The sequence below is a fragment of the Bradyrhizobium sp. CCBAU 53421 genome (assembly GCF_015291625.1).
Lineage (GTDB): Bacteria > Pseudomonadota > Alphaproteobacteria > Rhizobiales > Xanthobacteraceae > Bradyrhizobium.
Genome location: NZ_CP030047.1, coordinates 4,059,539 through 4,071,754, shown reverse-complemented (window position 1 = coordinate 4,071,754; position 12,216 = coordinate 4,059,539). Strand labels below are relative to the sequence as shown.

General features: G+C 64.6%; 16 protein-coding genes and 1 pseudogene. 8 read left to right on the top strand and 9 right to left on the bottom strand.

Annotation, left to right across the window (positions count from 1 at the left end; genetic code table 11):
• Positions 1-89: 89 nt before the first annotated feature.
• Positions 90-500 (bottom strand): hypothetical protein, encoded by a 411-nt coding sequence (locus tag XH92_RS19270; RefSeq protein ID WP_194460597.1) that lies wholly within the window; start codon positions 498-500, stop codon positions 90-92.
• A gap of 100 nt (positions 501-600) precedes the next feature.
• Between XH92_RS19270 and XH92_RS19265 the strand changes: the two genes are divergently transcribed.
• The 3 genes from XH92_RS19265 (at position 601) to XH92_RS19255 (ending at position 2,434) form a co-directional block, all read left to right on the top strand.
• Positions 601-1,230, top strand: a complete 630-nt coding sequence (locus XH92_RS19265; RefSeq protein ID WP_194460596.1) for a TetR/AcrR family transcriptional regulator — start codon at positions 601-603, stop codon at positions 1,228-1,230.
• A gap of 33 nt (positions 1,231-1,263) precedes the next feature.
• Positions 1,264-1,794 (top strand): bifunctional 3-hydroxydecanoyl-ACP dehydratase/trans-2-decenoyl-ACP isomerase, encoded by a 531-nt coding sequence (gene fabA / locus XH92_RS19260; RefSeq protein WP_194460595.1) that lies wholly within the window; start codon positions 1,264-1,266, stop codon positions 1,792-1,794.
• 148 nt (positions 1,795-1,942) lie between these two features.
• The gene (locus tag XH92_RS19255; protein WP_194460594.1) at positions 1,943-2,434 is read left to right on the top strand and encodes a hypothetical protein; all 492 of its coding nucleotides are present in this window, start codon (positions 1,943-1,945) and stop codon (positions 2,432-2,434) included.
• A gap of 414 nt (positions 2,435-2,848) precedes the next feature.
• Here XH92_RS19255 and XH92_RS19250 read toward each other — a convergent pair whose 3' ends face one another.
• The 3 genes from XH92_RS19250 to XH92_RS19240 form a co-directional block, all read right to left on the bottom strand.
• On the bottom strand, positions 2,849-2,998 hold the full coding sequence (locus XH92_RS19250) for a hypothetical protein (RefSeq protein ID WP_194460593.1): 150 nt from the start codon (positions 2,996-2,998) through the stop codon (positions 2,849-2,851).
• A 202-nt stretch (positions 2,999-3,200) separates the two neighbouring features.
• Positions 3,201-3,701, bottom strand: a complete 501-nt coding sequence (locus XH92_RS19245; protein ID WP_194460592.1) for a hypothetical protein — start codon at positions 3,699-3,701, stop codon at positions 3,201-3,203.
• A 155-nt stretch (positions 3,702-3,856) separates the two neighbouring features.
• Positions 3,857-4,180: a hypothetical protein gene (locus tag XH92_RS19240; protein ID WP_194461729.1), complete on the bottom strand. Its 324-nt coding sequence runs from the start codon at positions 4,178-4,180 to the stop codon at positions 3,857-3,859.
• A gap of 87 nt (positions 4,181-4,267) precedes the next feature.
• On the opposite strand from XH92_RS19240, the gene XH92_RS19235 reads away from it, so the two are divergent.
• Complete coding sequence (locus tag XH92_RS19235; protein ID WP_194460591.1) at positions 4,268-4,522, top strand: hypothetical protein; 255 nt, start codon at positions 4,268-4,270, stop codon at positions 4,520-4,522.
• Positions 4,523-4,526: 4 nt separating this feature from the next.
• On the opposite strand, the gene XH92_RS19230 is transcribed toward XH92_RS19235, so the two are convergent.
• Together XH92_RS19230 and XH92_RS19225 are read right to left on the bottom strand one after the other, a co-directional pair.
• Positions 4,527-5,057 carry a gamma carbonic anhydrase family protein gene (locus XH92_RS19230; protein ID WP_092115174.1) on the bottom strand — a complete coding sequence of 177 codons (531 nt, stop codon included), beginning with the start codon at positions 5,055-5,057 and terminating at the stop codon, positions 4,527-4,529.
• 91 nt (positions 5,058-5,148) lie between these two features.
• Entirely contained in the window at positions 5,149-5,478 is a 330-nt protein-coding gene (locus tag XH92_RS19225) for a hypothetical protein (protein WP_194460590.1), read from the bottom strand.
• A gap of 219 nt (positions 5,479-5,697) precedes the next feature.
• On the opposite strand from XH92_RS19225, the gene XH92_RS19220 reads away from it, so the two are divergent.
• From XH92_RS19220 to XH92_RS19210, 3 genes are all read left to right on the top strand, one after another.
• Positions 5,698-6,408: a hypothetical protein gene (locus XH92_RS19220; RefSeq protein ID WP_194460589.1), complete on the top strand. Its 711-nt coding sequence runs from the start codon at positions 5,698-5,700 to the stop codon at positions 6,406-6,408.
• Positions 6,409-7,058: 650 nt separating this feature from the next.
• Positions 7,059-7,655: a family 16 glycoside hydrolase gene (locus XH92_RS19215; protein WP_194460588.1), complete on the top strand. Its 597-nt coding sequence runs from the start codon at positions 7,059-7,061 to the stop codon at positions 7,653-7,655.
• 116 nt (positions 7,656-7,771) lie between these two features.
• Positions 7,772-8,518 carry a sulfite exporter TauE/SafE family protein gene (locus XH92_RS19210; protein WP_194460587.1) on the top strand — a complete coding sequence of 249 codons (747 nt, stop codon included), beginning with the start codon at positions 7,772-7,774 and terminating at the stop codon, positions 8,516-8,518.
• 134 nt (positions 8,519-8,652) lie between these two features.
• Here the strand turns inward: XH92_RS19210 and XH92_RS19205 are convergent, their stop codons facing one another.
• Positions 8,653-8,871, bottom strand: coding sequence for a DUF3126 family protein (locus XH92_RS19205; protein ID WP_050406403.1), 219 nt, complete (start codon positions 8,869-8,871; stop codon positions 8,653-8,655).
• Positions 8,872-9,009: 138 nt separating this feature from the next.
• Entirely contained in the window at positions 9,010-9,837 is an 828-nt protein-coding gene (gene cysE / locus XH92_RS19200) for a serine O-acetyltransferase (RefSeq protein ID WP_050406402.1), read from the bottom strand.
• 184 nt (positions 9,838-10,021) lie between these two features.
• Between cysE and XH92_RS19195 the strand changes: the two are divergent.
• A pseudogene (locus XH92_RS19195) lies at positions 10,022-11,410 on the top strand (hypothetical protein); the annotation flags it as partial.
• A gap of 18 nt (positions 11,411-11,428) precedes the next feature.
• On the opposite strand, the gene XH92_RS19190 reads toward XH92_RS19195, so the two are convergent.
• Entirely contained in the window at positions 11,429-12,181 is a 753-nt protein-coding gene (locus XH92_RS19190; RefSeq protein ID WP_194460586.1) for an alpha/beta fold hydrolase, read from the bottom strand.
• Positions 12,182-12,216: the final 35 nt, after the last annotated feature.

Below are 12,216 nucleotides of genomic sequence, written 5' to 3'. Positions count from 1 at the left end.
CCCCACCCCTCCCCGTCCCAGACCGGTTCGCGCGCGGCCAGGCTTCCCCCAAAGCCTGGCCGCAACCTTTTGCGGGGTACGGCGGCCGATCAGAAGAAGCGATCGAGGAACGCCGCCGTCCTGTCCGTGATGCCGACGATCTTGTTGGTGGCCTGGCGATAGAATTTGAAGTTGAGCTCGGTCTCGGGCCGGCCGTCGTCCCAGGCCTTGAAGCGCTTGAGCGTGTCACGTCCGAGCGGCCGCTTCGCCAGTGCAACACGCCTGACCGCGATGCTGACTCGCGGGGTTTGCCGGGCGATGCCCGCCTTGCGCGGCACTGCCTCGGGCGAGGTGACGATCGCGCGGGCGATCAGGCCCTTGCCGCCCTCGTTCTCGCTCGCGAAGACGAACACGATGTCGCCCGCGACGATCAGCTTTCCGCCATACATGGTCTTCTGCGCTTGGAAGACGAAAGCCACCGCCCGCGGATCGGAGATCTCGGCCTTGATCGCGAATGCCATCCCCTGCCTTTCCGTCCCGTCGCCCGGCTTCCCGCCGCCATGCTTGACATCGTAGCATCGGGGCTATTGAATTGAATTCAATTCAGTTGCGGGATGACCAATGACCGTTGCCAACCAGGGAACGCGGGACAGGCTACTCGCCGCCGCCCAGGACGAGCTGATCGAGGGGCTCGGGCATCTCGAGATGCAAGCCGTCGCAAGACGGGCGTCGGCCTCGGTCGGGCTCGCCTATCACCATTTCGGATCGAAGGCCGGCCTGATCGCCGCCGTCGTCGAGGCGTTTTACGAGCGGCTCGATCAAGCGGCCTTCAGTGGTGCCAAGCTGCCGGCGGCAGACTGGGCGGGCCGGGAGAAGGCGCGCATCGGCGCCTATGTCGCGTTTCACTACGAGCATCCGTTTGCCCCGCTCGTGATCGGACCGCTGAGCCGGGCGCCCGAGGTGCTGGATGTCGAGACCGCCTTCACCGCAAGGCAGCTCGCGGCCGGGGCGCGGATGCTCGCCGCGGCGCAGCGCGACGGGATCATCCCCGGTGACCTCGACCCTTACCTCACCATCGCGCTGATGATCGGCGGCATCCGCCAGGCGCTGATCGGTGCGCTCACGGCCGACCGGCGGCCGGATCCGGCAAGGCTCACCGACGACATCTGGGCCTTCATGGCCGCGGCGCTGCGCCTGCCGGCCAAGCCCTCGCCCGTGAAGCCGAAAGCCACGCGGCGCAGCCGCTCCTAACGTTCAACCGTAACCCCAAGGTCGGTGGCCATCTTGTTCAACCCGCACGACTTTCACACGCCGCAATCGTCCTACAGCAAGCAGGATCTGCTGCGCTCGAGCGCCGGCGGCTATTTCGGTCCCGGCAACGCACAGCTGCCGGCGCCACCGATGCTGATGATGGACCGCATCACCGACATCGGCCTCGACGGCGGCGCCTTCGGCAAGGGCCATGTCGCCGCTGAACTCGACATTGCACCGGGCCACTGGTTCTTCGCCTGCCACTTTGCCGGCGATCCCGTGATGCCCGGCTGCCTCGGGCTCGACGCCATGTGGCAGATCATCGGCTTCTGGCTCGGCTGGTCGGGCTCGCCGGGCAAGGGCCGCGCGCTCGGGGTCGGCGAGGTCAAATTCAGGGGCCACATCACGCCGGAGGTCAGGCTCGTGCGCTACGAAGTCGACATGCGCCAGGTCCGGCGCGGCCGGCTGGTACTCGGTATCGCCGACGGCCGCGTGCTCGCCGACGGCAATTGCGTCTATCTGGCGAAGGACATGAGTGTCGGCCTGATCGCGCCGACGGGCTGAGGCACGGACGCGCCGGACAGTCCCGTTTTGGGGCACAGGTGCGGCAAATTTTGCACTCCCCGCGCCACCTGCTTGAATTCCCGGGGGTTTTGCCCGCGTCGCGGTTGTGCTATTCGAAATCTTTCAATTGATGTCCGGTTCTGGTCGCATGGTCGAACTTGCCCCCCGGAATTCGCAAGCTGGCAGCCTGATCGGCGTGCAGCCGATCGCGATCGGCGCCGTCGCGCTGGTGCTCGTGCTGTTCGGGATCGGCTCGATCGCGCTGTGGCGTGCCTTCAGCGGCGCCGTGCCGGAGACCGATCGGATGATCGCCGCCCGTCAATTGCAGGCGCGGACCGCGCAGGTCTCCGAGGCCCTGGTGGAAAAGACCAAGGGCATGGAGGTGACCCAGCAGGAATCCATCGACCAGTTGCAGGAAGTGCAGGACCAGCTGCTGACCATGCGCAAGCAGGTCGCCGCGCAACAGGCCGACGCCAAGAAGCTCTCCGACCAGGTCGCCGCACTGACCGAACAGGTCGAGGGCCTGCGCCAGTCGCTCGCGAGCGCGCAGGCCAATGAGCCGGCCGCCGAGCCCGAGCCGCGCAAGCGGTCGAAGGCCACCCGGAGCGCCAACCGCAAGCGCCACAGATCGCGCGGTTGACGACCGAGGATGCCGATCGCCCGGTCACCAGACCGGCCATCAAAATGCGCCAAATCCGGAGCAAGATCAGCAGCTAAGGTGGAACTTGCAGGCGCCCGGCCTGCCGAGGACAGCTCGCATGAGTGCCCGTTACCGTGAATTAATCCTGACTTTGTGAACTGGTTCACATATCCGACTTCGAATCCGAGTCATCCTTAAATCACCGGATGGCGTGAGCCGATTTCAATATCCGGGGCTGGCAAGGTCGTTGACGGTATACTACGTCGACGGCCTTGTTTTTTTGGGGCGATGAATCCCGCTGGCAGGATTGCCCGCAACGCCCAGTGAACTCCGGACGTCATGTGGCGTGCCCGGCCGATGGCTCTGCGCGCGCAACATCGCTACGGCTGAAGCCGCAGCGAACAGCATTGCCGCCTACTTGGTGCGGTCGCGCATGACGCGATTGGCGCGCTGCCGCAGCCGCGCGAGCTTCGGCTCGAGCTCGTGGAGCATGTAGACGAATGCGATGGCGAGGCCCGAAACAACAACCATGAACAGCAATGTCAGATCAGGAATGGTCAGCATCTCCGATATCCTCTGAGGCCCGGCTCCGATCGCAACCGGATCATTGGTTTTCGCGACACGTTCACGCGCAGACTGCTGCACAGTGTTGCAAGCTGCGTACCAGTGCGCGACGGCCCCGGCGTCAGGACACCGGGGCCGTGCCAATCATTCCAAGATCATCAGCATGGCGATCCGATGGACCGGCCATGCGTCAGCAGATGGCTCAGTTGCAAACCTGCACCGGCCGGACTTGCCAGCCATACGGCGTCAGCATGCGACGGCGCACGACGTAACAGCCGCCGTCACCATACCCATAGCCGTAACCATACCCGTCGTCGTAGCCGTAACCGGCGTAGTACGGGTTGCCGTAGTAGCCGTCATAGTAATCGTAGGCGCCATAGCCGAGGCCGAACCCGATCGCGGCTGCCGCGAACGGATAGCCCCAGCCGCGCCGATGCCAACCACCGCCGTGCCAGCCACCTCCGTGCCAACCGCCGCCAGCCCAGCCGCCGCCGATCCCGGCCGAGCGGAAGCCACCGCCCGCGCCCATGGCGCGGAAAGCGCCGCCGCCACCGTGGAAGCCGCCAAAGCCGCCACCACCGTGGAAGCCACCACCGCCGTGAAAGCCGCCGCCGCCGAAGCCACCTCGCGCTGACGCGGCGTCGACCGTGAACAGGCCGACCGTGGCCGTCGCCAGCAAGGCAATCATCGTTTTACGCAACATCACCCGTCACTCCTCTGTCCAAGGCTTTTCTTTCCAAGCCTCCTCCGCCGCGTCCCGCGCATGCTAACCCAATCTAGGATCGCGGCTTCGACCGCGCGGTCATGTCACGCTCACTTCTGCGCGACCCGCGTTCATCAAGGCCCAGCCGTCAAAAGTTAACAGCCGCGGCAGATGCCTTTCGTCCGGCGATCGACTTCCCTGTTCTCGTCGGCGATCGCCTTGTCGAAGCTTTCGCTCGACGCCGCGCCGGTGGTGACGCCCTCCCCGCCGTTCAGCCGGCCGGAGGATTGCGCGGTGCCGGCGCTGTTGGTGCCGGGCGGCGGAGATGTGGCTTGCGGCGATGTCGGGCTGGCGGACGAGGGGCTGGTGCTCCCGGTGCCGCTACCGGTGCCGCTACCGGTGCCTTGGGCAACGGTAACAGCGGGTGTCAGCAGAATGGCGATTGTCGCGACTGCTGTGGTGACGGATAATTTGCGCATGCCAATTCTCCCTTGCGGACATCAACTGGTCCGCAAAACGCCGGTTCCCACAGGCGTTGGGGCAATACAGTTTGGGAGCAATGCAATTTGCGCAAGCTGATCGAGTTCGACGACGATACCGCCGACAAGCTGAAGCAGCTTGGCCGCGACCGGATGGCGACCTTACAGGAGCTCGCGGACGAGGCTTTCGCCGACCTCCTCAAGAAGCACGGTATTCCGATCGACCTGAAGGATGCGCTGCGCAAGAGCGCAAGACTTCAGGAAGCAGCAGGACTGCAGCAGGCGGCAAAGCCACGCCCCGCAACAGCAAAGGGCGCTCGCAAGCAGGGCCGCAAGCGCTGAGGGGTTAGCCGATCTTCTTCAGCCCGGCTTTGTATTGCGGGCCCCGGATCGCATAGGACTTCGCCGGCCGCGACAATGCCTCCGCCTGCGCGGCGTCAAGCGTGCGCACCACGCGCGCGGGCGCGCCGATGATCAGGGAGTTTTCCGGAAACTCCTTGCCCTCGGTGATGACGGAGCCGGCGCCGACGACACTGCCGCGCCGGATCCGCGCGCCGTTCATCACGATCGATCCCATGCCGATCAGCACGCCGTCTTCCAGCGTGCAGCCGTGCACGATCGCATTGTGGCCGATCGTGACGTTGTTGCCGATGGTCAGCGGAAAGCCGGGGTCGACATGCAGGGTCGAATTGTCCTGGACGTTGGAGCCCTCGCCGATCTCGATCCACTCATTGTCGCCGCGCAGCACGGCGCCGAACCAGACGCTCGCCGCGGATTTGAGGCGCACCTTGCCGATCACGACGGCATTGTCGGCGATGAAGTAGCTGCCGTCGGCGGGAAGATCGGGCCCCTGCCCGTCGAGTTCGTAGATCGCCATGAAGGTCTCCTTGGATCAAGGTGACCTTGGCACAGCGGACGACTTGGTTTCAAGCAAGTGCCGTCATGATCCGGCGCGGATCATGATCGGATCACCCGATCACGCCGGCGGCGCGCAGCGTCATCACGAAGAAGGTGCCCGACATCAGGCTCCAGAAGCCGGAGATGACGGTCGCCATCATCACGAACTCGAAGCGGCGGCGCTCGATGCGCGCACCGCGCAGCGTGTTGCGCATGATGATGAACGGTGCGGCGAAGACCAGAAACGGGACCGCGGCGAAGGTCTTCGGCGCCACGCCTTCCTGCAGCAGGCCGAAGCCGGCCGGGCGCTCCGCCATCGCCTGATAGCCGCTGGCCAGCGCGCCCGCGAACGCAAAGCCGATGACGAGCGAGAACAGCGAATTCAAGGTATCGGGCGACATCGGAACTTCCGCTACGCAACAGGGCACTCGCTCCTGCTTCGCAGAATTGCCGGCCCGCCGCCACATCATCCTTAAGAAAAGGTTAACCGGGGCGCCCGGCGCGGCGTTTGCGCATGGCCATTCGATCAGGGATTCCATTGGAATCGTACGGAAATTCTTCGCCGCGTGGCATATTCGGCAGATGATTCGGCCACTCCCGGCCTGCTCTCAACCTCGCTCATGACGCTCCTCTCGACGGCCCAGCATCTCGCCCGCGACACCCGCCGCAATCCGCGCGCGCATCTCGTTCCGATCATCGCCTCGGCGGTCATTGCGGCCGGCGCGATTGCGCTCGTCGCCTATCTGTTGTGGCCGACCTATACGACCGTCCCGTCGAGCGATCCGTCGCGGTTGCCGGTGAGCGTCGGCGGCACGCTGTTCAACGTCCCGACCATGGCGGTGCGCATGAAGATCCAGCGCCATTCCGGGCCGCAGGAGCGCGTCGATTTGAGCTTCCTCTACCCGTCGCTGCAGGCACCCGCCGCGCCGAAGCATTACAGCGCCGAGACGGTCGAGGACAAGGTGCAGCCGATCGACAGGATCTTCGTGTCGATCGCGGCGCATCACGATTCACTAGCGCCGGACATGCGCGTGCGCACGATCTATCCGCGCTATCTCGACGAACGCGCAAATACCGATGACGGCCTAACGGCGCGCGCATTCCGTGACGGCACGCCCTACGGCGGCGAGGACCTGTTCACCGCGACCGAGCCGCAATTGATCGCGCGCTGCACGCGCGACACGTCGACGCCGGGCATGTGCCTGAGTGAGCAGCGCATCGAGGGCGCCGACCTGACCTTCCGCTTTCCGCGCGGCTGGCTTGCGCAATGGCGCGACATCGCCACCGCGATGAACCGCCTCTCCGCACAGATGCACAGCGCGAAGGGATAGCCGCCTCTGCGCCGCCTGGTCGGTGCAAGGCACCGGCGGATGACAGTTTTCGCGAAGCATCCATGGCGGCACCGGTCGACGCATGTTGCGTTTGCCGCCTCGCTGGACTAAAATTTCCTTAGGGGAAATGCGGTCTCCCCTTGAGGCTTCGGTCCAAGACTGTGCAACGCTCGATTTGTCGAGGGCATGTGCACATGGACGAAAGCAAGCCAGCAATTCCTTCCAGCCAATTTGCCTTGCGGTCGGCGTCTTCGCGGACCTCGCCGGATATCGATCCTGCCCCCGCAAGTTCAGACGAACGCGTCGCCGGCCAGTGGCAGGATTGGTCCGGGCCAACCCAGCCCGGCCGGGACGATTGCGCCGATGAATCGCTGGTCGCCGTCTATCACCGGAACAGAGAGGAGGTCCGGCAGGGATTCCTCATAGCGCTACGCGCAATGGGAATCACGGGATCCGAACAACTTCCCGAGCCGGCGGTGTCTCCCGTTCAAGAGCCCGGGCTTTTCGAATGATCAGCGCCTGCTCAGTTCGCATTACACGACGACATCCGCACAGCGGAATCGTCGTCTCTAGGAGGCCTGGAAATGTCCCATCTCCAACGACGCATGGCTATTGCCGCAGCTACGCTGCTTCTCCTGGGAGTGAGTGACATGTCGAGATCCGCAATCGGTTTTGAGAGTACCCGGATCGGCGTTGCGCCTGAGGGTTGGACTGCCGCCGTCACGGGGTCGGGCGACGCAAAATGGACGGTCGAAAACGATGCGACGGCGCCGTCGAAATCGAAGGTGCTCAAGCAGTCCGGCCGCGCCACCTACCCGCTGCTGTTGAAGGACAACACCAGCATCAGCGACGGCTTTGTCGAGGTCGGGTTCAAGGCTGTCGCGGGCTCCCAGGACCGCGCCGCCGGCATTGTTTGGCGGGCGAAGGACGCGAACAACTATTACGTGACCCGCGCCAACGCACTTGAGGACAATGTCGTTCTCTACAAGACGGTGAACGGCGTTCGAAGCCCGCTCGACATTGTCGGCCGAAAGGGAGGCTACGGAGTCGATATCAAGGTGCCGTCCAACACCTGGCACACGCTGCGCATCGACTTCAAGGCCTCGCGCTTCATCGTATCTTTCAACGGCAAGCAATTGTTCGAGGTGGAGGATTCCACGTTCGGCGATGCGGGCAAAGTCGGGCTCTGGACCAAGGCCGACAGTGTGACGCTGTTCGATCAAATCACCTACGGAGAGGCGAAATAGCCAAGCCGGCAATCCGCCGGTAACTGCCAAATCAGCAAGTGCGGGGATCCGCATCCTCCCCATCAGATGGACCCTCCATCCAAGTGTGCGTCACCTCGCTTTTTGAGGAGCGACCGATGGATGAGATGGGACTCGTTCTTTTTGCCGTCGCCGCCTTTGCCGGCGGGTTCGTCAGCGGCTTTTCGGGGTTTGCGATGGGGCTCGTCGTGTCCGGTGTGTGGCTGCACATCATCACGCCGGTCCAGACCGCAGCGTTGATCGCGGGCTACGGCCTGCTGACACAGGGTTACGGCATCCTGAAATTGCGTCAGGCGCTGAACTGGCGCGCCATCTGGCCGTTATGCCTCGGCACGACGATTGGCATCCCGACCGGGGTGGTCTTGCTCACCTACCTCAGTCCCGTCCATTTGCGATTTGGCGTCGGCACCTTGCTGGCGCTTTACGCGATCTACAGTCTTGCGCGACCGGCATTCAAGCCGATGAAGATCGGTATCATGGCTGACATCGCCATCGGCCTCGTCAACGGGCTGGTCGGCGGTCTCACCGGGCTTGGCGGCATCGTCTCGACCATTTCCTGCCAATGGCGCGGCTGGACGAAAGACGTGCAGCGCGCGGTGTTCCAGCCGGTGCTGTTCGCCGCCTTTGTCGTGATCTCGATTTCGATGGGCGTCACCGGCGCCGTCACGCTGGAAACCGTCAAATTGTACGGCCTGGGCCTGCCGTTTCTGCTCGCCGGATTGTGGAGCGGCTTCAGGCTGTACGGAACCATCGACAACGAGATGTTCCGCAAGGCGGTGTTGGCACTGTTGCTGCTCGCCGGCCTGTCGCTGATCGCGCCGCCGCTGGTCTCAAGCGGCGCTTGAGTCGTGTGCCCTGGCCCCGGCAGCCGGTTTGTTCGCCATCGCGGAGCCCGGGCTTGCGGGATCGGTCGAGCCGCGCGCCAATGCCCGCCGGCGCAAGCGATCATGCGCCGGCGCCGGTGGCAGCGAGCGGCCGTTCAGCCCTGCTCACCCAGATCTTCTTCCAGGATGGCCATCTGGAACTGGAACGAGCGATCATCGTCCTCGTCGTCGACGAACAACACGCCGATGAACTCCTCGCCGATATAGACCTCGGCCGAGTCGTCCTTCTTGGGCCGCGGCACCACGCGGATCTTGGGATTGCTGAACACGCGTTTGAGATACGCGTCGAGCTTCCTGACTTCCTGAACGTCCACAGCCGTCTCCAATCGGGTCGATGATTTTCGGGGGAGTTTTAGGACGAGACGGCAAAGATCGCCAGAGCCTTTTCAGGCCTTGACGACGTGATGTTGCGCACACGCAAAAGCGCGCCGCCGATCAGAAAGCGAGTGAAATCAAAGCCCGATCGCGTTGAGCATCTGGTCCATGGTGCGCGACGGCTCGGCACAGCCGGCCTCGCCGACGATTTTCGCCGGCACACCCGCGACCGTGACGTTGTGCGGCACCGGCTTGACCACAACGGAGCCCGCCGCGATGCGCGCGCAATGACCGATCTCGATATTGCCGAGGATCTTGGCGCCGGCGCCGATCAGCACGCCGTGGCGAATCTTCGGATGGCGATCCTCGTTCTCCTTGCCGGTGCCGCCGAGCGTGACGCCATGCAGGATCGAGACATCGTCGTCGATGACCGCGGTCTCGCCGCAGACGAAACCGGTGGCGTGATCGAGGAAGATGCCGCGGCCGATCCGGGCCGCCGGATTGATGTCGGTCTGGAACACCGCCGACGAGCGGCTCTGCAGGTAGAAGGCAAAATCCTTGCGGCCCTTCTGATGCAGCCAGTGCGCGAGACGATGGGTCTGCAGCGCGTGGAAGCCCTTGAAGTAGAGCAACGGATCGATGAAGCGCGAGGTCGCGGGATCGCGGTCATAGACGGCGACGAGATCGGCGCGGAAGGCGTTGCCGATATCGGGCTCGTCGCGCAATGCCTCGCCATAGGTCTGGCGGATCAGGTCGCCCGACAGCGCGGCGTGATCGAGCCGCTCGGCAATGCGATGGACCACCGAATCTTCCAGCCGCTCATGATGCAGCACGGTCGCATAGATGAAGGATGCGAGTTCCGGCTCGCGCCGCAGGATGTCCTCCGCCTCGCCGCGGATTCGATCCCAGATCGGATCGAGCGCCGCCAGCTTGCTCCCCTGCGGATTGACCTGATGAACTGCCATAGCTGCTCTCGCAATTCGGTTGTTCTGATGTGCGTTATAGCACGGTGAACCCAGCGCGTCCCGGGAAGGCTCGGTACGGTAAACCCCAGCCGAACGCCCCCTCGGGCCGACGTCTAGGGGAATTGGTCGGGATTTTGCCGAAATCAAGCCGTGCTTCTGCAACTATTGACGGATTTCGTCGCGGGTGTGGTTTTGGGCATGGTCGGCCCCAATAAAAGGGGGAAACGTCATCAATACCCGCAGTTTACGTGCCCGTCTGACCGATGCACGGTCGGTCTGGGTCGCCACCATTACCATTCCCCTCCTCCTGCTCGCCCCTGCCTTCTGGAACGGCTATCCGCTGCTCCAATGGGATACCGGCGGCTATCTGGCGCGCTGGTACGAGGGCTATCTGGTGCCGAGCCGGTCCACGGTGTTCGGCATCTACCTGCATGTCGGTGAGACGTCGGGCTTCTGGCTCAACCTCGGCATCCAGACCCTGGCGACGCTGTGGATCCTGCAACTGACCCTGCGCATGCTCGACCTCGCCCGGCCGGTCCGGCTGATCGCGATCAGCCTTGCGCTGATCGCCACCACCGCCCTGCCCTGGCTCGCCAGCATGCTGCTGACCGATATCTTTGCCGGCCTCTCGGTGCTCGCGCTCTTCATCCTCGTCCTGCACGGCGACAGGATCTCGACCCTCGAGAAAACGGTGCTGTTCGGATTCACAGCGTTTTCCGCCGCCACGCACAGCGCGACGCTCGCGGTGCTGCTGGGCCTGTGCTGCGTCGGCTGGATGCTGCGTCCGTGGCTCGGCCGCCGCGTCCCGGTCGCGGGGCTCGTGCAGGGCAGCCTGACCATCGTCACGGGCGCCGTGATGCTGCTGGCGGCGAACTTCGCGCTGTCGGGACAGCTGGCCTGGACACCCGGCGGCTATGGCGTCGCCTTCGGCCGCATGCTGCAGGATGGCATCGTCGCGCAATATCTGCGCGATCATTGCGCGACGGAGAACCTCAAGCTCTGCCCCTATCGCGACGAGTTGCCGCCGACCGCCGACGACTTCCTGTGGGGCCACAGCATGTTCAACACGCTCGGCCGCTTCCAGGGGCTGAATGACGAGATGGGCCACATCGTGGTGCGCTCGCTCGCCGAATATCCGGAATGGCAGGCCAAGGCGGCGCTGACGGCAACCGCCGATCAATTGGTGCATGTCGCGACCGGCGAAGGCTCCTCGGGCTGGATCCCGCATACCTATGGTATCATCGAGCGCTATATTCCGAGGCAGCTCGCGCCGATGCGCGCCGCACGGCAACAACAGTGGCACCTCGACTTCACCGCGATCAACCGCATCCACGTGCCGGTCGCGCTGGCCTCGATGCTGCTGGTCGTGATCGTGTTCGGCCGCGGACTGTGGCAGCGGCGGCTCGACGATCTGACGCTGCTGGCGGGCACGGTGACGCTCGCTTTGCTCGGCAACGCCGCCGTCTGCGGCGTGATCTCGGGGCCGCACGACCGCTACGGCGCGCGCATGGTGTGGGTTGCGACCTTCGTGGTGCTGATCGCGGCCGCCCGCGCCTTCGCCAAGGACGATGCCGGGAACGATCCCGACGAGCTATATTCGTTGCGACAGGAAGTCGATGACGCCGGTCTTGTAGACCTTGTCTCCGACCGCCCGCATGTGGTCGCGGTTCGGAATGTCGAGCACCTGCGACCCCGGAATGATCCGGCCGAGCGCTGACGCCGAGCCGGCGATCTCGTCCTTGCTGCCGACCGCGATCAGGACCGGCACGCCGATGCCGGCGGCCTCCTCGCGCGTCATCAGCCGGCGCGAGCCGCGTAGGCAGGCGGCGAGCGCGCGGCGGTCGGAGCGGGTCTGGTCGGCGAAGGCGCGGAAGGTGCGGCCGACCGGATCGGTGACGTCGTCGAGCGACGGCGCCTCCAGCGCCAGCGCGACCGCCTCGCCGGGACCGCCGCCCTCGATCAGCCCGATGCCGATGCCGCCAAGGATCGCCGAACGCACCCGATCCGGATTTTCGCGCGCCAGGATCGCCGTCATCCGCGAGCCCAGCGAATAGCCCATGATGTCGGCGCGCGCGATGCCGAGATGATCCATCAGCGCGATCACGTCGCTTGCCATGATCGCGATCTCGTACTGCGCGGCATCGTACAGCTTGGCGGATTCGCCGTGGCCGCGATTGTCGAGCGCGATCACGCGCCGGCCAGCCTTGACGAGTTCCGACACCCAGGTCGGATAGATCCAGTTGACGTTCTTGCTCGAGGCAAAGCCGTGCACCAGCACGATCGGCTCGCCCGCACCTTCGTCGACATAGGCAATTTCAACATCGCCGTGATGGAAGCTCGGCATCATCGATTCCGTTTTTTCTCGGGACTTGTTTTCTT